The 24,768-nt window shown below is 67.4% G+C and carries 20 protein-coding genes and 1 tRNA gene; 5 read left to right on the top strand and 16 right to left on the bottom strand.

The window, feature by feature from the left end:
* Window positions 1-34 precede the first annotated feature (34 nt).
* Window positions 35-1,021, bottom strand: a complete 987-nt coding sequence (locus WG901_RS04940; RefSeq protein ID WP_339585894.1) for an SPOR domain-containing protein — start codon at window positions 1,019-1,021, stop codon at window positions 35-37.
* Entirely contained in the window at window positions 1,005-2,036 is a 1,032-nt protein-coding gene (locus WG901_RS04935) for a lytic murein transglycosylase (protein WP_339585893.1), read from the bottom strand. The genes WG901_RS04940 and WG901_RS04935 overlap by 17 nt, the downstream gene beginning before the upstream one ends.
* Before the next feature lie 148 nt (window positions 2,037-2,184).
* On the opposite strand from WG901_RS04935, the gene WG901_RS04930 reads away from it, so the two are divergent.
* Window positions 2,185-2,274 (top strand) — tRNA-Ser (locus tag WG901_RS04930).
* A gap of 11 nt (window positions 2,275-2,285) precedes the next feature.
* Here the strand turns inward: WG901_RS04930 and WG901_RS04925 are convergent.
* The 3 genes from WG901_RS04925 to WG901_RS04915 all read right to left on the bottom strand — a co-directional run bounded on the left by WG901_RS04925 (window position 2,286) and on the right by WG901_RS04915 (window position 7,132).
* The gene (locus WG901_RS04925) at window positions 2,286-3,599 is read right to left on the bottom strand and encodes a hypothetical protein (protein WP_339585892.1); all 1,314 of its coding nucleotides are present in this window, start codon (window positions 3,597-3,599) and stop codon (window positions 2,286-2,288) included.
* A gap of 67 nt (window positions 3,600-3,666) precedes the next feature.
* Window positions 3,667-6,132, bottom strand: coding sequence for an ATP-binding protein (locus WG901_RS04920; protein ID WP_339585891.1), 2,466 nt, complete (start codon window positions 6,130-6,132; stop codon window positions 3,667-3,669).
* A gap of 289 nt (window positions 6,133-6,421) precedes the next feature.
* Window positions 6,422-7,132, bottom strand: a complete 711-nt coding sequence (locus WG901_RS04915; protein ID WP_339585890.1) for a glycine zipper 2TM domain-containing protein — start codon at window positions 7,130-7,132, stop codon at window positions 6,422-6,424.
* Window positions 7,133-7,323: 191 nt separating this feature from the next.
* Here WG901_RS04915 and WG901_RS04910 point away from each other — a divergent pair, with 191 nt between their 5' ends.
* Complete coding sequence (locus WG901_RS04910; RefSeq protein ID WP_339585889.1) at window positions 7,324-8,406, top strand: phosphotransferase family protein; 1,083 nt, start codon at window positions 7,324-7,326, stop codon at window positions 8,404-8,406.
* Window positions 8,407-8,460: 54 nt separating this feature from the next.
* On the top strand, window positions 8,461-8,784 hold the full coding sequence (locus WG901_RS04905; protein ID WP_339585888.1) for a PilZ domain-containing protein: 324 nt from the start codon (window positions 8,461-8,463) through the stop codon (window positions 8,782-8,784).
* 42 nt (window positions 8,785-8,826) lie between these two features.
* Here WG901_RS04905 and lpdA read toward each other — a convergent pair whose 3' ends face one another.
* The 3 genes from lpdA to WG901_RS04890 are packed head-to-tail and all read right to left on the bottom strand — an operon-like array spanning window position 8,827 to window position 12,016.
* Window positions 8,827-10,248, bottom strand: a complete 1,422-nt coding sequence (gene lpdA / locus WG901_RS04900; protein ID WP_339585887.1) for a dihydrolipoyl dehydrogenase — start codon at window positions 10,246-10,248, stop codon at window positions 8,827-8,829.
* Between the two features lie 4 nt (window positions 10,249-10,252).
* The gene (locus WG901_RS04895) at window positions 10,253-10,591 is read right to left on the bottom strand and encodes an acyl-CoA thioesterase (RefSeq protein WP_339586646.1); all 339 of its coding nucleotides are present in this window, start codon (window positions 10,589-10,591) and stop codon (window positions 10,253-10,255) included.
* A gap of 57 nt (window positions 10,592-10,648) precedes the next feature.
* Window positions 10,649-12,016 (bottom strand): pyruvate dehydrogenase complex dihydrolipoamide acetyltransferase, encoded by a 1,368-nt coding sequence (locus WG901_RS04890; RefSeq protein WP_339585886.1) that lies wholly within the window; start codon window positions 12,014-12,016, stop codon window positions 10,649-10,651.
* Window positions 12,017-12,133: 117 nt separating this feature from the next.
* On the opposite strand from WG901_RS04890, the gene WG901_RS04885 reads away from it, so the two are divergent.
* Window positions 12,134-12,586: a universal stress protein gene (locus WG901_RS04885; protein ID WP_339585885.1), complete on the top strand. Its 453-nt coding sequence runs from the start codon at window positions 12,134-12,136 to the stop codon at window positions 12,584-12,586.
* 20 nt (window positions 12,587-12,606) lie between these two features.
* Here the strand turns inward: WG901_RS04885 and WG901_RS04880 are convergent, their stop codons facing one another.
* Window positions 12,607-14,901: a ribonuclease R family protein gene (locus tag WG901_RS04880; protein WP_339585884.1), complete on the bottom strand. Its 2,295-nt coding sequence runs from the start codon at window positions 14,899-14,901 to the stop codon at window positions 12,607-12,609.
* A gap of 187 nt (window positions 14,902-15,088) precedes the next feature.
* On the opposite strand from WG901_RS04880, the gene WG901_RS04875 reads away from it, so the two are divergent.
* Complete coding sequence (locus WG901_RS04875; protein ID WP_339585883.1) at window positions 15,089-17,125, top strand: M3 family metallopeptidase; 2,037 nt, start codon at window positions 15,089-15,091, stop codon at window positions 17,123-17,125.
* Window positions 17,126-17,272: 147 nt separating this feature from the next.
* On the opposite strand, the gene WG901_RS04870 is transcribed toward WG901_RS04875, so the two are convergent.
* The 7 genes from WG901_RS04870 to radA all read right to left on the bottom strand — a co-directional run bounded on the left by WG901_RS04870 (window position 17,273) and on the right by radA (window position 24,708).
* Window positions 17,273-18,823: an aminoacyl--tRNA ligase-related protein gene (locus WG901_RS04870; RefSeq protein ID WP_339585882.1), complete on the bottom strand. Its 1,551-nt coding sequence runs from the start codon at window positions 18,821-18,823 to the stop codon at window positions 17,273-17,275.
* A 163-nt stretch (window positions 18,824-18,986) separates the two neighbouring features.
* Window positions 18,987-19,553, bottom strand: coding sequence for a polyhydroxyalkanoate synthesis repressor PhaR (gene phaR / locus WG901_RS04865; RefSeq protein WP_339585881.1), 567 nt, complete (start codon window positions 19,551-19,553; stop codon window positions 18,987-18,989).
* Between the two features lie 99 nt (window positions 19,554-19,652).
* Entirely contained in the window at window positions 19,653-20,699 is a 1,047-nt protein-coding gene (gene alr, locus WG901_RS04860) for an alanine racemase (RefSeq protein ID WP_339585880.1), read from the bottom strand.
* A complete protein-coding gene (locus WG901_RS04855) occupies window positions 20,686-22,332 on the bottom strand; it encodes an MFS transporter (RefSeq protein ID WP_339585879.1) in 1,647 nt (548 codons plus the stop codon). Before WG901_RS04855 ends, alr begins: the two co-directional genes overlap by 14 nt.
* A gap of 43 nt (window positions 22,333-22,375) precedes the next feature.
* The gene (locus tag WG901_RS04850; RefSeq protein ID WP_339585878.1) at window positions 22,376-22,795 is read right to left on the bottom strand and encodes an iron-sulfur cluster assembly scaffold protein; all 420 of its coding nucleotides are present in this window, start codon (window positions 22,793-22,795) and stop codon (window positions 22,376-22,378) included.
* Window positions 22,795-23,328: a CvpA family protein gene (locus WG901_RS04845; RefSeq protein ID WP_339585877.1), complete on the bottom strand. Its 534-nt coding sequence runs from the start codon at window positions 23,326-23,328 to the stop codon at window positions 22,795-22,797. The genes WG901_RS04850 and WG901_RS04845 overlap by 1 nt, the downstream gene beginning before the upstream one ends.
* Before the next feature lie 12 nt (window positions 23,329-23,340).
* Window positions 23,341-24,708, bottom strand: a complete 1,368-nt coding sequence (gene radA, locus WG901_RS04840; RefSeq protein WP_339585876.1) for a DNA repair protein RadA — start codon at window positions 24,706-24,708, stop codon at window positions 23,341-23,343.
* Between the last annotated feature and the right edge of the window lie 60 nt (window positions 24,709-24,768).

Here is a 24,768-nt window from a genome sequence, read left to right as displayed (position 1 = left end):
TGCACGATCTCCCGCGCGGCGCGATTGCAGTCAATCAGTCGGCGCGCTGGATTCGAGCATCGCTATACCCCGCGCCCTTGGCCTTCGCCAGCGCGGCATCGGCTTGTGCCCGCGTTGCGAAGGGGCCGAGGCGGACACGCCAGACACGGCCGGCCGGGCTGACCTGGCCGCCGAGCTTGGCAGCGGCGGCATTGGCGCGGTCCTGCGTGGAGAAGGCCGCGACCTGGACGATCTGCGAACCTGTCGCGGCCGGGCGCGGCGCGGCGGCTGTCGTCGGCGCGGGAGCCGGAGCCGCCGGCGCGGGCGTCGCGGTGGGTTTGGGGGTTGGGCTCGGTTTCGGCGTCGGGCTCGGCTTCGGCGCGGCGCTTGGGAGCGGACGCGGCGTGGCACTCGGAGCCGAACGCGGCGTGGCCGTTGCGGCTGGAGCCGGGGTCGCGCTGGCCGGCGCCACCGCCGGCTTGGGCGAAAGCGCGTTCGTGCCCGCGGCGAGCTTGCGGTTCAGTGCGTCGAGCAGGCCCTTGGGAGTCTCCATCCGCTCCGGTGCGCGGCCGCCCGAACGCAGCATCGCGCGTTCCTGTTCGGGCGGATTGACGCGGCGCACGCGCACGGCGGGGCGCGCGCTGCCGGCGAGGCCGAGCTGCGCGGCGGCGCCGGGCGAGAGCTCGATCAGCCGGTCGTTCATCGGTCCGCGACGTTCGGCGCGCACGAGAATGGTCTTGCCGCTCTCGAGCGAGGTGACTTCTATATAGCTGGGCAGCGGCAGCGTCTTGTGCGCGGCCGAGATGCCCGTGCCGCCTGCGGCGCCCACGTCGGCATAGCCGACCGCATCGTAGTTCAGGCGGTCTTCGGGGGTAAAGGTCGCGCCGCCGACCTGGAACGGATCGCCGACGACGACGGGATAGTCTGCCGCGGGGCCGCTGACCGGAACCGGCGCGGGGCTCTGCTTGGCGTAGGCGGCCACGCCACCGGCGAGCGCCGCGACGAGGGCCAGCGGAAGCGCATGGTTAACGGGCGATCTCATCTGCTAGCAACCCCACCGACAAAGCGTAGTAATTCGAGCAGTTGTACTGGAGGATGACCCTATAATTCCCGGTTAACAGCCACGAGGGCGTGCCGGGGCCGTCGGGCTGGAACAGCGCGGCGAGCGTCTGGTCGCCGATCGCGCCGACCGGCGTTACCCCCAGCCGACGCCATTCGGCGACGGTCTTCCAAGCCGAATGGCGCGCATAGACTGCGGGGCAGGTCGGCGAGACGAGGCGATTGCTGACCTGCGTCCAGTCGAAGCTCGCGGGGATCGCGGCGCTGACGCCCCAGGGCTCGCCCGTGCGCCAGCCGGCCTTGCGGAAATAGTTGGCGATCGAGGCCAGGGTATCGGCGCGGCTCGACCAGATGTCGGGACGGCCGTCGCCATCGCCGTCGACCGCGGTGGTCAGATAGACGCTGGGCAGGAACTGCGGGTTCCCGAAGGCGCCGGCCCAGGAGCCCTTGAGCCGATCACGCGGAACGCCGCGGTCGGCCATCTTGAGCACGGCGATGAATTCGCCGGCGAAGAGATCGCGGCGGCGACCTTCGTAGGCGAGCGTCGCCAGCGAACGCGCCAGATCGAAATCGCCGGTATAGGAGCCGTAATGCGTCTCGTGGCCCCAGATCGACAGCAGCATCTTGCCGGGTACGCCATAGGTCGCCTCGATCCGCGGCAGGAGGCCCGAGACCTGCTGCAACATTGCGCGTCCCGCGCCGATCCGGCCCGCATCGACATGGGTGCGACGATAGGGCGCGAAAGGCGAAGGCCGGGCCGATGGTGGTCCACCCGGCTGCGCGCGGTCGAGTTGGACGACGCGCGGGTTGACGGTCAGCCCCGCGGTCATCCGCGCGATCGTCGGTTCGCTCACGCCTTCGGCGCGGGCACGCGCCGCCAGGAGTTGCAGATAGGCCTGGAAGCCAGCATCGCCGGCGTTCTGCGCGACGGCCGGCGAGCCGGCGGACAGGGCGAGCGCGAGCGAGGCGGCGATAGAATACAAACGGCGCAGGGTCATCGCCGCCGACTGTTGCACAGGCCCCGGGGCTTGTGAATGCCGGGCAGGCCGATCAGCTGTCGAAAGCCGATCCGATGCGACGGTCGGTCGCGCCATCGCGCCGGGTGGCTTGCGCTTTGCCGCATTCCGGCTATGCGCCGAAATGCAAGGACAGGTGGCCGAGTGGTTTAAGGCAGCGGTCTTGAAAACCGCCGTGGGTGGAAGCTCACCGTGGGTTCGAATCCCACCCTGTCCGCCAGACCCGCTCGATCAGCGGGGCGGCGAGAATTCCGCGTCCTCGTCGGTCTTCGCGGTCTCTCCGAGATCGAGCACCGGTTCGGGCCGGTCCTGCGTCATGCCGCCGAGATCGAGTACGCCGTCGCCCGCGTCGAGTCTCGCCAGGTCGAGCACGGGCTCGGGCGCATGATCGGGCAGCGGCACGCCAAGCGCTTCGAGATCGAGCACGGCTTCCGAAACTCCCGCGAGCGGTGCGGTTTCGACCGTCGCCGGTGATGCGAAGGCGTCGTAGCCGTCGTGCGGCGCTTCGGCCGTGCCTTCGAGCACGAGCACTGCCTCGGATGCGCCGGCCGATGCGGTTTCTTCCTCGAGGACCAGGTCGCGCGGCGCTTCGGGGTCGGCGGCGAGTTCGTCGAGATCGAGGACCGAACCGCTGTCTGCGAAATCGAGGGGGGACGTTGCCGCCGGGGCTTCGCCGGAAGGACTGGCCGGGGGGGCGAACGCGTCGGGGGCATCCCAGTCATCGGCGGCCGGCGGGATGGAATCGGTTTCGGCCAGCGGCATCACGATCATGTCGGCCGCATCGAGCGACAGGTCGAGCACGTCTTCGTCCGGCGCTTGCGCATCTTCCGACGGTTCCTCGGGCACGGTGCGTGCGGCGATGGCATCGTGATCCAGGATCACGTCTGCCGCCGCCGGTGGCGCGAACTCGGGCGCCGGCTCGGCTGCGGTCTCGAACGCCGCATCGACCATCGGTTCGGGCTCCGGCTCGGCTCTCGCATGGCCCGTATCGGGATCGATCTCGTCGCCGCTCTCGGCGAAAGCGGCGAAGGCGCGCGCGGCCTCCATGCGCAGTTCGGGCGAGAGGCGGTTGTAGGCGCGGTAGAGACCGGCGAGCTCGGCCGACGCCGATCGTGCCGCCGAGCCGCCGCGGATCGTCGTGACCGCGGCGCGGACCTGCGCCTTCGACATCTTGTCGCGCTCGGCCAGGTCGAGCAGCATGTCGGCGGCGTTGGGCGAAAGTGCCGCCGCCTCGGCATGGTGCGACCAGCTGAGTTGCTCGCGCCGGCGATCGGGCTCGAAAGCGCGGCAGACGCTGGCAATGTTGGCGAGCGTCTTGAACTCCTTGCCGAACAGCCCGCGCGCCGCGAGCCGCGCACGGTCGCCGTAGCGATGATGCCCGGCGGCCCACCAGTCGCCGATCCACCAGTTGAGCTTCTTGGCGCGGTTGGCGAGTTCGGCGCCGACCGCTTCCCACTCCTCGAAGGACATGGTCTCGGGCAGGCTCAGGCTGATGCTGGTCGCTTCGGGCAAGGCCTCGGGTGTCATGGTTACCACCAGGTTCATGAATCGGTTTGTGCCACAATCGAGCGGGCTTGCCAATTTCCCGCCGGCAGGACGGGGTGACCGAAAATCAGACGGCCTTGTCGATGGCTTCGCGGATCTTTTCGGCCAGATCTCGCCGCGAATAAGGCTTGGGCAGAAGCGTGGTGCGGTCGATCGCATGGCCGGATTCGCTGAGCACTTCGTCCGAATAGCCCGAGGAAAACAGCACGCTCAGCTGCGGCAGAAGAGTCCGCGCACTGTCGGCCAGTTCGATCCCGCTGATCCCCCCCGGCATCATGACGTCCGTGAACAGCAGCGAGATCGCCGGCTGGCGCTCGAGCACGGCGAGCGCGTCGGCGCCGTCCTCGGCCTCGATGACATCGTAGCCGAGCCCGCGAAGCTGGTTGCACACGTGGCGACGGACGATGCCGTCGTCCTCGACCACGAGCACCGTCTCGGTGCCGCCGCGGATCGCATCGGGCGCGGCCGCATCCTCGGCGGACGCCCGGGTATGCGCGACCGGCAGGTAGAGCGAGAAGGTGGTACCCTCGCCTTCGCGCGTCTCCACGTCGATATAGCCGTGCGACTGCTGGACGAAGCCATAGACCATACTCAGCCCCAGGCCGGTGCCGCGGCCCGCTTCCTTGGTGGTGAAGAACGGCTCGAAGATGCGATCGAGCACCTCGGGCGGGATCCCCGTACCGGTGTCCTTCACGCAGATGATGACGAAATCGCCGGTCGGCGCTCCCGAATGGGTGCGGACGAATTCGTCGTCGAGCACGGTCCGGCCGGTCGTCACGGTCAGGCGTCCGCCGTCGGGCATGGCGTCGCGGGCATTGAGGCAGAGGTTGAGGACCGCGGCTTCGGTCTGGGCGCGATCGGCGAAGATCGTGCCGGCGCCCGGAGCCGTGTCGATCGAGAACGCGAGATTGGCGCCGAGCGTCCGTCGGATCAGCGGCTCGCAGTTCTCGAGCAGACGGTTGACGTCGAAAGCGCCCGGCGAGAGCGGCTGGCGGCGGGCGAAGGCGAGGAGACCGCGGGTCAGTTCGCCGGCGCGCTCGGCCGTGTCGAGGATGAGTCGTGCCAGTTCGCGTTGTTCGGGATCTTCGAGTTCGTCCGCCAGCGCCTCGCTGCTGCCGATCATCACAGTCAGCAGGTTGTTGAAATCGTGCGCGATGCCCCCGGTGAGCTGGCCCACGGCTTCCAGTCGTTGCACGGCATGGATCTGCTGTTGCAGCGCCTTGCGTTCGTTGATGTCCTCGATCATTACGAGGAAGCGGCCTGTGTCGCTGCCCGGCATGGTGATGTGGGTGACCGCGAGATTGATCCACACGGCTTCGCCGTCCGCGCGGGTGTAGCACTTCTCGATCTGAAAGCTCGGCCCCCCGCCATTGGCGATGCGCGCAGCCTTCTCGGCCTCTTCGCGCAGGAGCGTGGGGTCGGTGATGTCGGGCCAGGACTGATCGAGCACGGCCTCGCGCGTCCAGCCCGCGATGGCCTCGAACTTGGGGTTGATGTCGAGGATGCGGTTGGTCTCGGGATCGACCAGCGCGATCCCCAACGGCGCGCGCTCGAAGATGGTGCGGAAGCGCTGTTCCGACTGCTGGAGGGTTGCCTGGCTCCGGCGGATCGCGGCCTCGCTGTCGGCCAGTTGCGCGGCGCGGCGCTCGGCGGCGGTCAGCGCCGCTGCCAGCGCCGCCTCGGTCGACTTCTGCTGGGCGCGGGCGACTGCGACCGGCAGGCTGATGAGGATTGCGGCGTTATAGAACAATCCGAGATAAATGCCGACGCCACTGGCGTCGTAGCCGGCCGCCATCAGCCGCGTGGCGATGCCGCTGGTGCTGACCACCAGCACACATCCGAGCACGTTGTTCACCAGCGCGCCGATCCCCGCGCCAAGCAATCCATAGCGCCAGGCGAGAAGCATGAGCGGTGGCATCAGCAGATAGAGCGCCGGGAAAGCCGGCGGGCCGTAGATCGCGAAGCCGAGTCCGACCACGCCCACGAGCACGATCACGCCGAGGACATCGAACCGCGCCTGACGGGTCGCCGGTGCACTCGCAATTGCCAGCAGCGGCAGCGAGAGCACGAAGAGACCGAGCATGCAGGACAGGAACCAGACGACTGGTATTTCGAGCACGGCCGAAGGACGGGCGATGAGCACGCCGCCCAGGACCTGGATCGCGCCCTTCACCACCGTCGCGGGAATGCTGAGGATGAGCAGCCAGCGGACCTGACGCGCGTGGAGCAGATCGAAGTAGGAGCCGAACCGCGCGCGCAGCACCGCGGCGATCAGCAGGTACTGCCCGACGTTGCTGATGCAGGAGAACAGGTTCAGCCCCAGGCCGTGAGGCCGGAAGAGTAAGCCCGCCAGGAAATCACCGGCCACGGCCGCGGCGATCAGCAACGGCCAGCGCGCGCGCGCGGTCCGCAGGAGCACGGCGAGCGGAATGCCGTTCGCCACCCAGAAGCCGACAGGAAACGAATGGGAACCGATGTTGGCAATAGAAGCGGTAACGGCGGCGAATGTGGCCAGGCCCAGCAACAGTGCCATTGCGATCTGGCGCAAGGCTCTAGTCATGAGGGGATGCGGTCAGTGGCATCGGCCCGGCTCTGCCTCACCTCCCCCGTCGTGAGGTGCCGGCCGGCGGGCTGGAACTGCGCCCTCGGCGGATCCGATCGATCACAAGCCATGGCCTGTCAGCCATATCGCCCCTCCCCAGTTGCAGGGAGATTGAACGGGAAGCTGAGGAGATGGTCAACAGAATTTGCTGAAGCGATGCGACGAAACGAAAAGGCCGGCACCGCGAGGATGCCGGCCTTCGAATAGCACGGAAGAAAGTTCAGCGGCAGCGAACGTCGCTGTTGGCGCTGTTCTGGTCGACGGTGCGGCCCAGCAAGGCACCCAGCGCACCGCCGATCAGCGTACCACCGACGCGGTTGCGACCGCCATCGATGACGTTGCCGAGCACGCCGCCGCCGATCGCGCCGACGATCAGGCCGGTCGTGCCGTCGCTGCGCTTGCAGTAATAGCGTCCGTCCGAACCGCGATAGACCTCGTCGTTGTTGCCCAGACGACGTTCCTGATAGCGCGCGTCGTCGCGATAGTAGCGCGAGGCATCATAATCGGTGCGGAAGCGATCGTCATTGTAGCCGTCGCGGTTGCCGTAGCGGTCGTCGCCGTCGCGGCGCTGCCAACGGATCTGACGGCTGATGTCGTCCATTCGCGCCTGCAGCGCGTCGCGCCGCGAGCCGTTCAGGTTGCTGCGACGGGCGTCACGGCGGATGGGATCGAGCCGGCGGTTGAGGTCGCGCGCCTCGCTGCGGGTCAACGAGCCGTCACGCGCGCCCGTATCGATGCGCTGCTGGAGGAATTCCACGCGCTGGCGCAGGTCGCTGGGGGCATCGCGCCAAAAAGCGTCGCGATCCCAGCCTCCGCCGCGGTTCTGCCAGCTCGATTGGTTGTTCTGCCAGCTGGCCTGCGCGAGAACCGGCGTGGTGCCGAGCAGTGCGAGCGCGAGAAAGCTTGCGACCGTCTTTGTTGTCCGAGGCATCATTCATCTCCTTCGGTCATTAGTGATCGGAGCAACGTCCTGCGCTTCCTAATGTTTCGTCGGCCTGAATCGCTTCGACAGGTTGGGGACACCCAAGCAAGAACGCGCAAGCCGCTCGTTCCAAGGATCGTCTTGGCGCTCGGGCGCGCCAATCCATAGGATCGTCCGCGACAAGGAACCGAGGAGAGGCTATGTCCGCCGCCAGCTACTTCCCCCTGCCCGTCACGGTCGAGGGGGTGACCGCCGCATGGTTGACCCGGGCGCTACGCCAGCGCACGCCGGGAGTTACGATCACCGGCGCCGAGGTGGTCGACACTATTTTCACTACTTGCTCGAAGATCCGTCTGCGGCTTACCCGCGACGAGGCTGCGATCGCCGCCGGCATTCCCGAGCTCATCATCGTCAAGGGCGGGTTCGAGGAGCACGCGCGCAAGCTCGATCACATGCATCTGCGCGAGGTGCGCGGCTACCGCGACATCTATCCCGAAGTGCCCCTGCCCCACCCGCGCTGCTTCTTCGCCGACTTCGATCCCGAAGCGCGCCAGGGCATCATCATCATGGAGGACCTCGTCGCCAAGGGTGTCGAATGGTGCCACGCGACCCGGCCGCAGAGCCACGAGCAGGTCGCGCAGCGGCTGGCCCTGCTGGCGGCCTTTCATGCCAAGACCTGGGAGAGCGCGGCGATCAAGCCCGGCGGCAAGTGGGCCGATCTCGTCGATTTCTTCGAGGTCATGGCGGGCTTCTTCGACGACAAGGCCTCGCCGGCGAACTGGGCACGGTTCCTTGGCCTGCCGCGCGGCGTCGCCGTGGCCGAGCGCTTCAAGGACCATGGCTGGATGCTCGAGGCCTGGCGCAAGGTCGTCGCCTTCAGCAAGACCCTGCCGCACTGCGTGCTGCACGGCGACATCCACCTGGGCAACCTCTACATCGATACCGACGGGACGCCTGGCTTCCTCGATACGCTCGCCAGCACCGGGCCGGCGATGCTCGAGGTGTCGTATCATATCTCCGCCTCGATCGACCTTGCCGATCGGCGCAACTGGGAGGGGGCGCTGGTGCGGCACTATCTCGACGCGCTCGCCGCCAACGGCGTGACCCCGCCGAGCTTCGACGAGGCGATGCACCAGTACGGCGTGTTCCTCGTCTATGGCCACTTCATCTGGATGACGACCGAATCGAAATATCAGCCCGAGACGGTCAACACCGCCAATACCGCTCGGATGAGCCAGGCGATGCTCGATCACGATACGATCGGCCTCGTCGCGGCGCTCTAGTCGCTAACCGCTTCGAAACCTCCGGCGGCTATCGGGGACGGAGGGAGTCCAGCGGTGAAACACGAGTCCATATCGTCCGATCTCGGCTGCACGCGCGCTTTTGCGGAGCGGGCCGAAGTGAGTCTGTCCTGCGAGGTACGCCAGGGCGCGCGACCGTGGACCCGCGCCCAGCTCGACGACATTTCCCAGGCCGGCTTCCGGATTGCCTGCATGCCCGACGCCAAGCGCGGCACGCCGCTGCGCATCCGCATCCCCGGGCTGGAGATACTGAACGCCGAAATTCGCTGGCTGCAGGACGAGGCCGTCGGCTGCGAATTCACCAGCCCGCTCCACGTCGCCGTGTTCGAGCATATCGTGCGGCAGTGCCGGATCGGCTGAACGACCGGCGCCCTCCCCCGCTACGAGGGAGGGCACCATGTCTCACATGTGGATGACGCGGCCGTAGGCGGCGAGCACCGACTCGTGCATCATTTCGCTGAGCGTCGGGTGCGGGAACACCGTCTGGATCAGCTCGGCCTCGGTGGTCTCGAGCGTCTTGCCGACGACATAGCCCTGGATCAGCTCGGTGACTTCGTGGCCGATCATGTGCGCGCCGAGCAGTTCGCCGGTCTTGGCGTCGAACACCGTCTTGACGAAACCCTCCTGCTCGCCGAGCGCGATCGCCTTGCCGTTGCCGATGAACGGGAAAGTGCCGACCTTGAGCTCGTAGCCGGCTTCCTTGGCCTTGACCTCGGTCAGGCCGACGCTGGCGATCTGCGGGTGGCAGTAGGTGCAGCCCGGAATGTTGCGGCGGTCGAGCGCGTGCGGGTGGACGTCCTTGTTGCCCAGCTCCTGCGCGATCGCCTCGGCGGCGGTGACGCCCTCGTGGCTGGCCTTGTGCGCCAGCCACGGGCCGGCGGTGACGTCGCCGATCGCCCAGATGCCCTTGACGTTGGTGCGGCCGTAGGGATCGACCTTGACGTTGAAGCGCTCGTCGGGTTCGACGCCCACGTCCTCGAGGCCGATGTTCTCGATGTTGGGGACGATGCCGATCGCGGCGATGACGTGGCTGAAGGTCTCGTCGGTGACCTTGCCGTCCTTGTCCTTGATCTTGACCGCGACGGAGTCGGCGCCCGGCTGGATGTCTTCCAGCTTGGCCGAGGTCAGGATCTTGATACCCTGCTTCTTGAGCGCCTTGTCGAGGAAGGCCGAAACGTCGGCGTCTTCCACGGGGACCACGCGGTCCATCATCTCGATCACGGTCACGTCGACGCCGATGTCGTTATAGAACGAGGCGAATTCGATGCCGATCGCGCCCGAACCGACGACGAGCAGCTTGGTCGGCTTCTCGGGCGGGGTCATCGCGTGGCGATAGGTCCAGATGCGCTTGCCGTCGGCTTTGCCCGTCTTCTTGGGCAGCTCGCGCGCGCGCGCGCCGGTGGCGACGATGATGTGCTTGGCGGACAGCTCGGTGGTCTTGCCGTCGGCTTCGACCGCGAGCTTGCCCGCTCCGGTGATCTTGCCCGTGCCCATGTGCACGTCGATCTTGTTCTTCTTCATCAGCCCGGTCACGCCCTTGTTGAGCTGGGCCGCGACCCCGCGCGAGCGCTTGACGATCGCTTCGAGGTCGGCGCTGATGTTCTCGGCGGCCAGGCCATAGTCCTTGGCGTGCTTCATCTGGTGGAACACCTCGGCCGAGCGCAGCAGCGCCTTGGTCGGGATGCAGCCCCAGTTGAGGCAGATGCCGCCGAGCAGCTCGCGCTCGACGATCGCGGTCTTGAGCCCGAGCTGCGCCGCGCGGATCGCGGCGACATAGCCGCCGGGGCCGGAACCGAGGACGATGACGTCGTATTGATCGGACACGTTGCTACTTCTCCTGTTTGACCTGCCGGGGTTTCCCCGCTTCGTCGATCGCGACGAAGGTGAAGACCGCCTCGGTCACCTTGATGCTCTCTTCCTGGTGACGGTCACGCCGCCAGGCCTCGATCTGGATGGCCATCGACGTGCGGCCGACCTTGGCCAGCTTGCCGTAGACCGAAACTTCGTCGCCCACTTTGACCGGGGCGTGGAACTGCATGCCGTCCATCGCCACGGTCACTGCGCGCCCGTGCGAATATCGCGCGGCGATGAGCCCGGCGCCACTGTCCATAAGGCTCATCAGCCAGCCGCCGAAGATGTCGCCGTAGGCATTGGCGTCGGCCGGCATGGCCGAGACGCGGATGACGGGATCTGCCGTCGGGGGCGACTGGGGAGCAGCGGCCACTTAGGCCAGCATCCCCAGCGGCTTCTCGACGAATTCCTTGAAGGAGGCCATCAGGCGCGCGCCGTCGGCGCCGTCGACCGCGCGGTGGTCGAACGAGCCCGTGGCGGACATAACCGTCGCCACGCCGAGCGCGCCGTCGATCACATAGGGGCGCTGCTCGCCCGCGCCGATCGCCAGGATGGTCGACTGCGGCGGATTGATCACCGCGGTGAACTGCTTGATCCCCATCATGCCCATGTTCGAGATCGAGGCGGTGCCGCCCTGGTACTCGCTGGGCAGCAGCTTGCCCGACTTCGCGCGCTCGGCCAGGTCCTTGGTCGCCGTGGCGATCGAGGAGAGGCTGCGGCCGTCGGCGTCCTGGACGATCGGGGTGATCAGCCCGCCCGGGATCGACACGGCGACCGAGACGTCGGCGCGGCTGTAGCGGATCAGCTCGTTGCCGGCGAAGGTCACGTTGCACTCGGGCACGACCACGAGCGCCTTGCCCAGCGCCTTGATCAGCATGTCGTTGACCGAGAGCTTGACGTTCTGACTCTTGAGCGCGTCGTTGAGTTCGGCGCGCAGCGCGAGCAGCTTGTCGAGCTGGATGTCGACGGTGAGATAGATGTGCGGCGCCTGCTGCATCGATTCGGTCAGGCGCTTGGCGATCGTCTTGCGCATGCCCGAGAGCTTCTCGACCGTGTGCGGGATGCGGTCGTCGAGCAGCTTGCGCGTTTCGGGCGCCATGTCGACCGAGGCGGGCTTGGCGGCAGCGGCCGGAGCCTGCGCTGCGGCAGGCGCCGCGCTCGAGGCGGGCGCAGCGGCCTGATCGTTCGCGGGCTTGCCAGCTGAAACCTGGACGGTGCCGGCCTTGGCGCCTTCGATGTCGGCCTTGACGATGCGGCCGTGCGGGCCGCTACCGGTCAGGCCGGAAAGGTCTACGCCCTTTTCGGCGGCGAGGCGCTTGGCGAGTGGCGATGCGAGGATACGTCCCTCCTGGGTCTGCGATGCGGTGGATGCGGGCTTGGCTTCGGCCTTGGGCGCTTCGGGCGCTTTTTCCGGCTCGGCCGTAGCCTTGGGTTCTTCGGTAGCGGCCTTGGGCTGTGCCGCTTCTGACTTCTTTTCGGCGGCGGGCGCAGCGCCCTCGTCCTCGCCCGTCAGGGTGGCGATGACCGTGCCGACCTTCACCCCGTCGGTGCCTTCGGCCACGGCGATCGAGGCGATCGTGCCTTCGTCGACGGCTTCGAATTCCATCGTCGCCTTGTCGGTTTCGATTTCGGCGAGGATGTCGCCCGATTGGACCGTGTCGCCCTCCTTGACCAGCCACTTGGCCAGCTTGCCGACTTCCATCGTCGGCGACAACGCGGGCATCTTGATCTCGATCGGCATGTGGGGAGGTCCTCGGCGATGCTTCGTCCTGTCCTTGGCCAAAATGCCAGGACAGGGCAAGGTCCTTGCACAGATCGTCGCTATGGCGGATATCGAGAACCCGCGGGGGCTATTAGAATGCGCGTCTATCTGGTGGTGATCGATGAGAGCGAGGAAGCGCTAAGCGCGCTGCGCTTTGCGTCGCGCCGCGCGGCGAAGACCGACGGTACCGTGCATCTGGTCGCCGTGGTCGCACCGCAACCGTTCAACGCCTTCGCCGGCGTCCAGGCGACGATCGAGGAAGAAGCGCGATCGCGCGCCGAGGCACTGGCCACGTCGGCCGCCGGAAGCCTGCTGTCGGAAAGCGGACGCATGCCGGTGATCGCCGTGATCCAGGGTGAAGCCGAGAAGGTCGTCCGCGACTATCTGGCCGAGCATCCCGAGGTTTCGGCGCTGGTGCTCGGCGCCGCCAAGGACGGTGGTCCGGGGCCGCTGGTCCAGCACTTTACCAGCCACCTCTCGCACCTGCCCTGCCCGATGTTCGTCATCCCGGGCTCGCTGAGCGCCGAGGACATTGATCGGGTGAGCTGAGGCTTTCGGCTACCCCACCGCTATTTCCGCTTGCGTCCCTGGTGCCGGATGTTCCCCGGGCGTCCGCGCGGGCCGACGATGAAGCCGCCCTTGCGCTTGGGCGCTGGCGCCGAACGCCGGCCACGCGGCTCGATCGGGGCCGAGCCGCCTTCCTCGAGTTCGAACTTGAGCGCGCCGGTCAGCGGATTGGCTTCGGCCAGCCGCAGTCGCAGGCGCAGGCCCATGGCATAGGTCGTGCGGCTCTGCTCGCCGACGAGCACCTGCGCCTTCTCGTCGTAGAAGAAACGCTCGTCGCCCAGGGTCGAGACCGGGACGAGCCCGTCGCCGCCGAGGCCGAGGATCGTGGCGAAGAAGCCGAACTTCTGTACGCCGGTGATGCGCGTCTCGAAGACCTCTCCGACGCGCGCCGAGAGCCACGCCGCGACATAGCGGTCGATCGTCTCGCGCTCGGCCTCCATCGCGCGGCGCTCGGCGGCGCTGATCGCTTCGGAGACGCGGACGAGGTCCGAGCGGTCACGGTCGGACAGGCCCGAGGTGTCGGGAATGGAGCCCCCTGAAGAACTCTTGGGGGGCGCCGGCTGCTCGAGCGCGAAGGCGTCGACCAGCGCGCGGTGGACCAGAAGGTCGGCATAGCGGCGGATCGGCGACGTGAAGTGTGCGTAGGACCCCAGCGACAGGCCGAAGTGGCCGAGGTTCTTGGGACCGTAATAGGCCTGGGTCTGGCTGCGCAGCACGGCTTCCATGATCAGCGCCTTCTCGGCCTCGTCGGCGACGTCCTTGAGCAGGCGGTTGAACAGGCTCGGCGTGATGACCTGGCCCAGCGCGAGCTTCTTGTCGAAAGTCGACAGATAGTCCTTGAGCGCGACCAGCTTCTCGCGCGTCGGCGGCTCGTGCAGGCGATAGACGACCGGCGCGACCTTGCTCTCGAGCGCCTTGGCCGCGGCGACGTTGGCGGCGATCATGAAGTCCTCGACCACACGGTGCGCGTCGAGCGCCTCGCGCAGGCGGATCTCGGCGATGCGCCCGTTCTCGTCGAGCATGACGCGGCGTTCGGGCATGTCGAGCGCCAGCGGATCGCGCTCCTTGCGCGCCTTGGTCAGGGCACCCCAGGCGGCCCATAGATTCTTGAGGTTCTCGCCGGCCTCGTTCTCGTCGATGCGGCGCTGGGCCTCCTCGTAGGCGATGACCTCGGCGATGCGCACGATCGCGCGGGTGAAGCGCCAGTCCTTGATCTTGCCCTCGGCGTCGATCGACAGGTGGCAGGCCATGGCGGCGCGATCCTCGCCCGCGCGCAAGGAGCAGACGTCGGCCGAGAGCACTTCGGGCAGCATCGGCACGACGCGGTCGGGGAAGTAGCACGAGTTGCCGCGCTTGCGCGCCTCGGCGTCGAGCTTGCCGCCGGGGCGGACGTAGAACGAGACGTCGGCGATCGCGACGAGCGCGTTGAACCCGCCCTTGCCGTCGGGTTCGGCCCAGATCGCGTCGTCGTGGTCGCGCGCGTCGCTAGGGTCGATCGCGACGATCGGCAGATGGCGCAGATCCTCGCGCCGCTCTTGCGACAGCGGCAGCTTCGACGCCTCCTGGGCTTCGGCGAGAACCTCGTCGGTGAAGACGTTGGGAATGCCGTGCTTGTGGATGGCAATAAGGCTGAACGAGCGAGGCGCCAGCGGATCGCCGAGCACTTCCGTGACCTTTACCCCGGCGCGCGGAGAGCGGCCGGCGGGCTCGGCGAGCACCAGTTGCCCCGCCTCGGCGCCACCGATGTCGGATATCTGCACGGCGTTGCGCACGCGCTTGTCCACCGGCGCCAGCCAGGGCTTGCCCGCGCCGTCGAACTCGACGACGCCGAGCACCTGTTCCTCGGACGCGGGCAGCTTCTTCATCGGATGGGCGAGCCAGCCGTTACCGACCTCCTCGGTGCGCGCGAGCACGCGATCGCCCTTGCGCAGCGCCGGGCCGTGGGCGCGCAGCTTGCCCTTGGGTTCGATCACGCGCAGCCGCGGCGGCGGGGTGGCATCGTCGGGCTGCCAGCTATCGGGGATCGCGATCGGCTGGCCGTCCTCGGTATCGACCACGCGCAGCACGGTGACGCGCGGCAGCCCGCCCAGGCGGTGGAAGGCGGTGCGCTTGCCGTCGATCAGGCCCTCTTCGGCCATGTCCTTGAGCAGCGCCTTGAGCTGAATCTTCTCCTGCCCCTTGAGTCCGAAATAGCGCCCGATCTCGCGCTTGCCCGCCGGTTCTTCGGACTGGGCGATGAAATCGAGGATCTGCTGGCGGCTGGGAAGGCCAGGCTGTTGCTTGGGTTTTGCGGGCATCGCGCGGATGTGGCGATTTCGCGCGGCAATGACAACGCAAGAATGGGACAACGCAAGAATGGGGCAATGCGGGAATGGGCAAGATGCGATCGACGAACGCTTGCTGGGATCGACGAGCGTCGATTGCACGCCTGCTGACATCTCCGTAAGCAGTTGCCAGAACAAAAGTCCCTGGAGGCAAGCCTTTATGAAAACCCTCGTCACCGCCGGCCTGCTGGCGGCAACGGCCTTGGCCGGAACCGCGCAAGCCGCGGCACCGGCCGCGAACGTCGATGCCTTCCTCGGCGCCGACATCTTTGCCACGCCAGCCGATGCTGCCGCGATCACCAAGCGCTGCGACGACACGATCGCCGAACTCCAGCGCCGCCAGGCCGAACTCGCCGCCGAAAAGGGCGCGGCGACGGTCGACGGCACGCTGCGCCGCTTCGACGACATCGGCAACATTCTCGCCTCGGCCGGCGGCGAATTCACGCTCTACCGCGAAGTCATGGCCGATGACGCGCGCCGCGCCGCGGGCGGTGCCTGCGAAGTGCGGCTGGCTTCCGAAGCGAGCAAGCTGTCTCTGTCGCGGCCGATCTACGAACGGCTCAAGGCGATCCCCGCGGCCGGTGTCGATGCCGCCACGCAATATTACCTCAAGCGCACGCTCGGCGATTTCGAACGCGCCGGCGTCGGCCTGCCCGATGCCCAGCGCGCCAAGGCCCAGGCGCTGCAGGACCGGATCGCCACGCTCGGCACCCAGTTCGACAAGAACATCGCCGACGGCCGCAAGACCGTGACCGCCGATCCGGCGGAGCTTGACGGCCTGCCCGCAGACTACATCGCGCGGCACAAGCCCGGCGCCGACGGCAAGGTCGTGATTTCGACCGATACGCCCGACTACACGCCGGTGATGACCTATGCGAAGAGCGCCGCGTTGCGTGAACGCCTGGCGCGCGCCTATGGCACGCGGGCCTATCCGGCGAACGATGCCGTCCTCAGGGATCTGCTCAATACCCGCCAGGAACTGGCGACGCTGCTGGGCCGCAAGGACTATGCGACGCTCGCGGTCGAGAACAAGATGCTCGATACCCCGGCGAAGATCGAGACCCTGCTGACCGAGATGAACACCGCGGCGCGGCCCGCGGGCGAGCGCGACTATGCGCGCAAGCTGGCGTTCCATCAGGGCGAGCATCCGGGCGCGAAGACCTTCGCGTTCTGGGACAATTCGATCCTCGCCCAGCAGGTGCAGAAGCGAGACTATGCCTATGACCGACAGGAAGCGCGCCAGTATTTCGCCTATGACAACGTCCGCGATGGCATCCTCAAGCTGACGCAGGACCTGTTCGGCGTTCAGATCCGGCCGTGGAAGACCGCGGTCTGGGATCCGCAGGTCGAACCCTACGAAATGCTCGAGAGCCCGGCGAATGGGGGCAAGGTCATCGGCCGCTTCTATTTCGACAGCCACCCGCATCCGGGCAAGTACAACCACGCCAACGCCGTGCCGCTGCGCAATGGTCTGGCCGGGCGAACCGTACCCGTCGCGGCGCTGGTGATGAACATGCCTGCGGGCGATCACAGCACCGGCTTGATGGAGCACCGCGACGTCGAGACCTTTCTCCACGAGTTCGGCCACCTGATCCATCACATCTTCGGCGGCCAGACCGCGCGCTGGGCGGGCCAGAGCGGCGTTGCGACAGAATGGGACTTCGTCGAGGCGCCCTCGCAGATGCTCGAGGAATGGGTCTACGACTACGACACGCTCAAGGGCTTCGCGGTCAATGCCAAGGGCGAGACGATCCCGCAGGCGCTGGTCGAGAAGATGAACAAGGCGCGCTATTTCGACCAGGGCATGGGCGATCTGCGCCAGCTCGGCCTGTCGAACATCTCGCTGCGGTTGCATCAGGGTGCGGCCCCGGCCGATGTCGGCGCGCGCACGCGCGAACTGGACGCGGCTTACGACCTCAATCCCTTCCCCGACTGGTACCAGATGCAGGACGCCTTCGGCCATCTCAACGGCTATTCGGCGTTCTACTATACCTATCGCTGGTCCAAGGTGATCGCCGACGACATGTTCACGCGGTTCCATGCCAAGGGCCTGCGCGATGCGGCGACGGCACAGCGCTATCGCAAGATGGTGCTCGAGCCCGGCGGCACCAGGCCGGCGGCGGACCTGGTCCAGGGCTTCCTGGAGCGGCCGATCAGCCTCGACGCCTATCGCGCGTCGATGGCGAAGAACAAGTGATCGGATCGTTCATCGTTCCTCCCCTGCAAGGGGAGGTGGCAGTCGCGTAGCGACTGACGGAGGGGTGTAACCGCTGGCGGGGACAGCCCTCCACCACCGCCTACAGCGGCGGTCCCCCTCCCCCTAAGGGGGAGAATCTAGGAGCGATCAATAAGCTCGCGCGACGTAGATCGTCTCGACCGCGGGCTCGCCGGTGAACGGGCATGTGCCGGTGGGCTTGGCCGCGTTCATCGGCGTGTTGCGGATCGTCAGCTTGAGCGCCTTGAGCTTGGCCACCACCGCGTCGAGCGCGGCGCCGGTCGGGCGCGACCAGCCGAGTTCGACCCAGCCGGGGAACTTCTGATCGTCGGCATAGACCTTGGCCAAGGCATCGAGACTGTCGACCCCGCGCACGATCTGTGCGTCGCGCCGCACCGTGGCTTCGGCGTGGAGCGAGCGCTGGATGTCCTCGAGCTCGGCCGTAGCCTGGCCGAGGAACGCGTCCTTGTCCTGGCCGACGAAGTTGGGCTTGGCGTCCTCGCGCCACAGCCGGTCGCGGCGCAGCACCGAGACCTGGCCGCCGGCGGCGTCGCGCCCGCCGATCTCGAGGATCAGCGGCACGCCCTTCTTGACCCAGGCCCAGCGCTTCTGCGTGGCCTTGCCCGGACGCTTGTCGAGCAGCACGCGGACGGGCTCGCCGAGCGCCGACTGCTTGACCAGCGCCTTGCGCAGCTCCTCGCAATAGGCGAGCAGCGCCTCGTCCTCGTCGGTGTCGCGCAGCATCGGCAGGATGACGATCTGCTGCGGCGCGATCTGCGGCGGTACGCGCAGGCCGTCGTCGTCGCCGTGGGTCATGATGACGCCGCCGATCATGCGCGTCGAGACGCCCCACGACGTCGTGTGGCACAGCGCCTGCTGGCCTTCCTTGTTCTGGTACTGGATGCCGGCGGCCGAAGCGAAGCCCGTGCCGAGGTAGTGCGAAGTGCCCGCCTGGAGCGCCTTGCCGTCCTGCATCATGGCTTCGATCGAATAGGTCGCGACGGCGCCGGGGAAGCGCTCGTTCTCGGGCTTCTCGCCGGCGATCACGGGCATGGCCAGCGGGCCTTCGGCGAAGGCGCGGTACATCTCGAGCGCGCGCAGCGTCTCTTCCATCGCGTCGTCGCGGTTCGCGTGGGCGGTGTGGCCCTCCTGCCAGAGGAATTCGCTCGTGCGCAGGAACATGCGCGTGCGCATTTCCCAGCGCACGACGTTGGCCCACTGGTTGGTCAGCAGCGGCAGGTCGCGCCACGACTGCACCCAGCGCGCCATGGCCGCGCCGATCACCGTCTCCGAGGTCGGGCGGACGATCAGCGGTTCTTCGAGCTTGGCTTCGGGATCGGGCACGAGCCCGCCCTTGCCGTCACCGATCAGGCGGTGATGCGTGACGACCGCCATTTCCTTGGCGAAGCCCTCGACGTGCTCGGCCTCCTTGGCGAAGTAGCTCAGGGGAATGAACAGCGGGAAATAGCAGTTCTCGACCCCGGCGGCCTTGATCTGCTCGTCCATCAGCTTCTGGATGCGTTCCCAGATGCCGTAGCCCCACGGCTTGATGACCATGCAACCGCGGACGCCGCTCTCCTCGGCCATTTCGGCCTCGGCGATGACTTCCTGGTACCACTGGGCGAAATCGCCCTCGCGGGTGGTGGTGAGCGCGTGCTTGATCTTGGCGGGCTGATTCATGCGCGCCTGTTAGCGGGATCGGTGGCAAGGCACCATACCAGACCGTCATCCCCGCGAAAGCGGGGACCGCTAGCCGTTCAGCACTGCCATCTCCGAGTAAACCACCAGCCGTCCCCGCTTTCGCGGGTATGACGGGCAGAGGCCGAGATTATGATGGAAGGGCTTACCGCCCCAGACCGTCGAGCTTCTTCTGGATCTCGGCCATCTGCTCGCGCAGCGCGGCGAGTTCGTCGTTGGTGGCGGGCGGCGCAGGCGGCGGTGCGGGTTGGTCGCCCTTTTCCGCGCCGGGCATGAAGGCGGCCGCAGCTGCCTTGAACATCGCCATGTTCTGCTCGGCGAGCCGCGCGAGCGGGTTGTTGCCGAGGCTGTCCTCGAAAGCCTTGTGGAGCTTCGTCTGGTTGGCGCGGAAGTTTTCCATCGAGGCTTCGAGATAGTGCGGAATCAGCGACTGCATCGAATTGCCGTACATCGAGATCAGCTGGCGCAGGAAGCTGACGGGCAGCATCTGTTCGCCCGAGCTTTCCTCTTCCATGATGATCTGGGTCAGGATCTGATGCGTGATGTCGGTGCCGGTCTTGGCGTCGAGCACCTTGTAGTCGACGTTTTCGCGGGTCATCTTGGCCAGATGGTCGAGCGTGATGTAGCTCGACGAACGGGTGTTGTAGAGACGCCGGTTCGCATATTTCTTGATGATTACGGTATCGCCGGACTTCTCTGCCGCTTCAGCCATTGCCTGATCCCGCTTATAGTTCGTTAGCCATGTTAGCATTTGCAGCAACGGCAATGCAACATGTCTTGCTGCGCAGCAAAGTTCAGAAACGAGAAAAGTTTAGCGGCCGAAACGCGCGCCCAGCAGGGTGAACAGCTCGTACTGCGAGAGCCCGCTCTGTGCCGCTGCGGCAACGGGCTCGTATTCGGCCTCGACCCAGTCGCCCTCGCGCAGATCCGGCGCGGCGGACAGGTCGATGATCGTCATGTCCATGGAGACTCGGCCGAGAACCGGCAGGCGCCGGCCCTGCGACAGCATGATGCCCTTGCCCGACCAGCAGCGCAGGTAACCGTCGGCGTAACCGAGTGCGATCGTGCCCACGCGCATCGGTGCCGGTGCGGTGAAGGTGGCGTTGTAGCCGAGCGTATCCCCGGCCGCGACCTCGCGCACCTGCAAGATCGCCGCCATCGGCCGCGCGACCTGCGCCAGCCGGTCCGACAACTCGGCGCGGGGAATGCCGCCGTAGAGCGCCAGGCCGGGGCGCGTCAGGTCTCCGTGATAGGCCGCGCCCAGGGCGATGCCGGCGCTGTTGGCAAGGCTGGCGCGGCGATGGGCCACGGCGCGCCGCGCTTCTTCCCAGCGACCGCGCTGCACTTCGTTGAGCGCAACGTCCTCGTCCGCCGAGGCCAAATGCGAGAGCAGCACGTCGATCTCGAGCCGGGCGATGGTATCGTCGCCGAGTTCGGCCATCGGCAGGCCCAGCCGGTTCATGCCGGTATCGACCATCAGGTGGCAGCGCCCGCCGCCGGCGTCGAGCCAAAGGCGTGCCTGTGGGACCGAATTGATCACCGGCTTGACGCCAAGCGCTTTGGCATAGGCTGCGTCGGCGGCGGTCAGCGGGCCGTGCAGCACCGAGATCGCGCTGGCGGGGACATGTTCGGCCACTGCCGCCACCTCGCGCCAGTGCGCGACGAAGAAGCTGCGGCAGCCGGCATCGCGCAGCACGGGTACGACCACGGGCACGCCGAGGCCATAGGCGTTGGCCTTGACCGCAGCGCCCGCCGCGGCCTGGCCGGACAGCGCATCCAGCGTCCGCCAGTTGGCGGCGAGCGCATCACGATCGACGTCGAGGCGGAGCGCCGCCGGCGGCAGTTCAGGCAGGGACATCGTCACCAAAATCACGCGGAGGACCGCTCGGCAGGCCCCAGAGCGCCACCACGAAAGCCACCGCGACCACACCCCAGGTGTACCAGAGCCCGGCATAGGCATTGCCGGCGAGCGCCGAGATCGAGGTGGCGATCAGGGGCAGGAAGCCGCCGAAGTAGCCGGTGCCGATGTGGTAGGGGATCGACATCGACGAATAGCGGATGCGCGGCGGGAACATTTCCGAGAGCAGCGCCGCGACCGGGCCATAGGTCGCGCCCGAAAGCGCCATCAGCAGCAGCAGCGCAGCAAGGATCGTCGCGATCTGGCTGGCCGAGGGCTGGACCTTTGTGAAGTCGTAGCCGGCCCCGCCAAGCCAAGCCTGGAGCTGCTTGCTGCGCGCGGTCTTGTCGGTCCAGGCGTAGCTGTCGAGCGCCAGCGGCGTGCCGCCGACCGTCGCCGAAAGCTGGGCGGCGTCGGCGCGCTCATAGCTGACGCCGAGGCCGGTCAGGTCCGACAGCAGCTTGCCGCAGTCGCTCTTCTGTTCGGCATCGAACAGTGCATAGTGGCAGTCGGGGCCCTGGATCACGACCGGGCTTCGCTCGGCCGCCGCGGCCAGGCTGGGGTTGGCGGCGTTGCCCATGATCCAATAGGCGGGGAACAGCGCCAGCAGGGTCAGCAGATAGCCGATGACGATCGGTTTCTTGCGGCCGATCCGGTCGGACAGTTTGCCGAAGATCACGAAGAACACCATGCCGATCGCGGCGCCGGCGCCGATGATGATCTCGGCGGTCAGTTCCTCGACGCGCATCGGACCCTTGAGGAAGCTCAGTGCGGAGAACATCGCGGTGTACCAGATCACGGTCAGGCCCGCGGCGATGCCGAACAGCGCGATGAAGATGCGCTTCTTGTTGCCCGGATAGGTGAAGCTCTCGACGAAGGGATTGCCGGCGAGCTCGCCCTGCTCCTGCATCGCCTTGAACACCGGGCTTTCGGACAGCTTCATGCGCATCCACAGCGAAATCGCGAGCAGCGCGATCGACAGCAGGAACGGCAGGCGCCAGCCCCATTCCGCCCAGGTTTCAGCGCTCATCAGCGCCTTGCAGCCGAGCACGACGATCAGGCTGAGCACGAAGCCGCCGACGACCGAGGCCTGGATATAGCTGGTGAAATAGCCGCGCCGCTCGGGCGGCGAATGTTCGGCGACGTAGATCGCCGCGCCGCCGTATTCGCCGCCAAGCGCTAGGCCCTGGAGCACGCGCAGGAAGATGATGATGATCGGCGCGGCAATGCCGATGCTCGCCGCCGAGGGGATCAGACCGACGCCGGCGGTGGCCACGCCCATCAGGGTCACGGTCACGAGGAAGGTGTACTTGCGGCCGAGCCGGTCACCGAGGAAGCCGAACAGCACCGCGCCCAAGGGACGGAAGCCGAAGCCGACGGCGAAACCCGCCCAGACGAGCAGGGTCTCGAGCGTGGCGTTGCCCGAAGGGAAGAAGGTCTTGCCGATGATCGCGGCGAGCGTGCCGTAGATGAAGAAGTCGTACCATTCGAACACCGTGCCTGCCGAGCTGGCGGCGATGACCAGGCGAATGTCGGAAGCGCTCGGCTCCGCATGTGTCTGACTGGCGTTCACGGTTGCACTTCCCCCCGACATTCAAATCTCCCGCATTCCCTCGCGCGAACCTCTAGCGAGGCAATCAGTCCGTGGGAAGCAGTTGCCGCGCGGCCTGCCAGGCGAGGCGGATCGCGCCGTGGCGCCCAGGATAGTCGCGCGCGGCGGCGATCGCGGCAAGGCCGGGCCAGTCGGGCAAGTCGCCCTCGCCCGCCAGCCAGGCGGCGATTGCGTCGTCGGCTGCGGCAATGGCGCGCGCGTCACGGCCCATCGCGGCTCCCGCGAATATCGCTGCGGCCGCCTGGCCGATGGCGCAGGCCTGCGAGCGCAGCGCGATCCTGTCGATCCGCCCTTGGCCATCGAGCCCGAGCGCCAGGGCGATCGTGCTGCCGCAGCTCTTCGAGCGGGCATCGGCCTTGAGTGGGAGGTCGTCGTCCCAGGCATAGGCGGCGAGGCCCGTCGCCAGGCCGAGCACTTCGGGGGTGTAGAGCGCGGCGGTGGCCATCAGCTCTTCTCGGCGTCTTCCTTGGCGGCAGCCTCGGCCGCGGCGTTGCGGCGTTCGGCGATCATCTTGACCAGCGCCTCGCTGCTCGCGTTGATGAAGCGATAGGAGCGCGCCTGGGTGATCCAGTCGGGCCGGCCGCCCACGCCCCAGACGGTGTCGTAGCCGAGCACCAGCACCGAGAAGCCGAGCACGACGATGATCAGCCCTTTCAGTCCGCCGAAGCCGAAACCGAGCACGCGGTCGATCGGCCCGAGCACCGAATTGCGGCTCTTGGCGCCGAGCCAGTTGGCGACGAGCTTGACCACGGCATAGGGCACCAGCAGCAGCAGCGCGAAGCCCAGCACGGTGGCGCCGGACTCTGTGCCGATCATCGGTGTCAGCGCGTGGCTCAGCGGCGTGTGCAGGAAGTGGATCGCGAAGAGCGCAAAGATCCAGGCGAAGAGCGCGAGCATTTCCTGCACGAAACCGCGCAGAAAACCGGTCACCGCCCCTACGCCGACAAGCAAAAGTACCGCTATATCGAAGCCCGTCATGCGCGCCGGTACCTAGGCCTCGGACAGAATCCGGTCAACGACATTCGGGAGCAGCGCGATCTCGGCATAGCGCGTGTCGACCTCCGGCTGCGCGCCGCCCGGCGGTCCGAAGGCGCGATCGAAACCGAGCTTGGCCGCTTCGCGCTGACGGATGCCTGAATGGGCGACGGGACGGACTTCGCCCGCGAGCGAGACCTCGCCGAACCAGACCGCGCGGCTCGGCAAGGCGCGGTCGCCGAGCGCCGAGATCAGCGCCGCCGCCACCGCAAGGTCAGCGCCGGGATCGGACAAGCGATAGCCGCCCGCGACGTTGAGATAGACTTCGGCCGAGGAAAAATTGAGCCCGCAGCGTGCCTCGAGCACGGCGAGCAGCATCGCCAGACGCCCCGAATCCCAGCCGACCACCGCGCGCCGCGGCGTCGCGCCGCTCTGCAGTCGGACGATCAGCGCCTGGATCTCGACCAGCACCGGCCGCGTGCCCTCCATCGCCGGGAATACGGCCGAGCCCGGCACCTTGGTCTCGCGGCCCGAGAGGAACAGCATCGACGGGTTGCCGACCTCTTCGAGCCCCTGCCCCTGCATGGCGAAGACCCCGATCTCGTCGACCGGACCGAAGCGGTTCTTGAGGCTGCGCAGGATGCGGTACTGGTGGCTGCGCTCGCCCTCGAAGCTCATCACCACGTCTACCATGTGCTCGAGCACGCGCGGCCCGGCGATGTTGCCGTCCTTGGTGACGTGGCCGACGAGGACCAGCGCGGTGCCGTTCTCCTTGGCATAGCGGATCAGCTCGAAGGCGCAGCCGCGGACCTGGCTGACCGTTCCCGGCGCGCCCTCGATCTGGTCCGAATGCATCGTCTGGATCGAATCGATTACGAGCAGTGCCGGCGGTTCCATGTTCCCGAGCGTCGTCAGGATATCGCGCACCGAAGTCGCCGCCGCGAGTTGGACCGGCGCCTTGGCCAGCCCCATGCGCTCGGCGCGCATGCGCACCTGGCCCGCAGCTTCCTCGCCGCTGATATAGACCACTGCTCCGCCAGCCTGGGCGACCTTGGCCGCGGCCTGCATCAGCAGGGTCGACTTGCCGATGCCCGGATCGCCGCCCATCAGGATCGCCGAACCCGGCACGAGCCCGCCGCCGAGCGCGCGGTCGAATTCGGCAAGCCCGGTCGTGCGGCGCTGCAGCGTCTCCCCCGGCGCGTCGAGCGGCTCGAAGCGGATCGCGCGGCCGCCCGAGGACAGGTCGTGCTTGGCCGAGAACACGGTCGCCGGCGTGTCCTCGACGAGCGTGTTCCATTCGGAACAGTCGGCGCACTGGCCCTGCCAGCGTTGCGCGACGCTTCCACAAGCCTGACAGACGTAACGGCGTTTCGGTTTGGCCATGGGCGCGGCTTATCGGGAACGTATGGGGAACGCAAGGGGTGGGCTTGGCAGCCCCTCTTA

Origin of the sequence: Novosphingobium anseongense (genome assembly GCF_037482895.1) — a bacterium.
GTDB classification, from domain to species: Bacteria; Pseudomonadota; Alphaproteobacteria; order Sphingomonadales; family Sphingomonadaceae; genus Novosphingobium; species Novosphingobium anseongense.
The sequence above is the reverse complement of the archived record's forward strand: the minus strand, read 5'-3'. Positions and strand labels throughout refer to the sequence as shown.

Coding starts and splice junctions, on each gene's coding strand:
- WG901_RS04940 (WP_339585894.1), bottom strand. CDS start 1,021: ATGAGATCGCCCGTTAACCATGCGCTTCCGCTGGCCCTCGTCGCGGCG.
- WG901_RS04935 (WP_339585893.1), bottom strand. CDS start 2,036: ATGACCCTGCGCCGTTTGTATTCTATCGCCGCCTCGCTCGCGCTCGCC.
- WG901_RS04925 (WP_339585892.1), bottom strand. CDS start 3,599: ATGAACCTGGTGGTAACCATGACACCCGAGGCCTTGCCCGAAGCGACC.
- WG901_RS04920 (WP_339585891.1), bottom strand. CDS start 6,132: ATGGCACTGTTGCTGGGCCTGGCCACATTCGCCGCCGTTACCGCTTCT.
- WG901_RS04915 (WP_339585890.1), bottom strand. CDS start 7,132: ATGCCTCGGACAACAAAGACGGTCGCAAGCTTTCTCGCGCTCGCACTG.
- WG901_RS04910 (WP_339585889.1), top strand. CDS start 7,324: ATGTCCGCCGCCAGCTACTTCCCCCTGCCCGTCACGGTCGAGGGGGTG.
- WG901_RS04895 (WP_339586646.1), bottom strand. CDS start 10,591: ATGCCGGCCGACGCCAATGCCTACGGCGACATCTTCGGCGGCTGGCTG.
- WG901_RS04890 (WP_339585886.1), bottom strand. CDS start 12,016: ATGCCGATCGAGATCAAGATGCCCGCGTTGTCGCCGACGATGGAAGTC.
- WG901_RS04885 (WP_339585885.1), top strand. CDS start 12,134: ATGCGCGTCTATCTGGTGGTGATCGATGAGAGCGAGGAAGCGCTAAGC.
- WG901_RS04880 (WP_339585884.1), bottom strand. CDS start 14,901: ATGCCCGCAAAACCCAAGCAACAGCCTGGCCTTCCCAGCCGCCAGCAG.
- WG901_RS04875 (WP_339585883.1), top strand. CDS start 15,089: ATGAAAACCCTCGTCACCGCCGGCCTGCTGGCGGCAACGGCCTTGGCC.
- WG901_RS04870 (WP_339585882.1), bottom strand. CDS start 18,823: ATGAATCAGCCCGCCAAGATCAAGCACGCGCTCACCACCACCCGCGAG.
- phaR (WP_339585881.1), bottom strand. CDS start 19,553: ATGGCTGAAGCGGCAGAGAAGTCCGGCGATACCGTAATCATCAAGAAA.
- alr (WP_339585880.1), bottom strand. CDS start 20,699: ATGTCCCTGCCTGAACTGCCGCCGGCGGCGCTCCGCCTCGACGTCGAT.
- WG901_RS04855 (WP_339585879.1), bottom strand. CDS start 22,332: ATGTCGGGGGGAAGTGCAACCGTGAACGCCAGTCAGACACATGCGGAG.
- WG901_RS04850 (WP_339585878.1), bottom strand. CDS start 22,795: ATGGCCACCGCCGCGCTCTACACCCCCGAAGTGCTCGGCCTGGCGACG.
- WG901_RS04845 (WP_339585877.1), bottom strand. CDS start 23,328: ATGACGGGCTTCGATATAGCGGTACTTTTGCTTGTCGGCGTAGGGGCG.
- radA (WP_339585876.1), bottom strand. CDS start 24,708: ATGGCCAAACCGAAACGCCGTTACGTCTGTCAGGCTTGTGGAAGCGTC.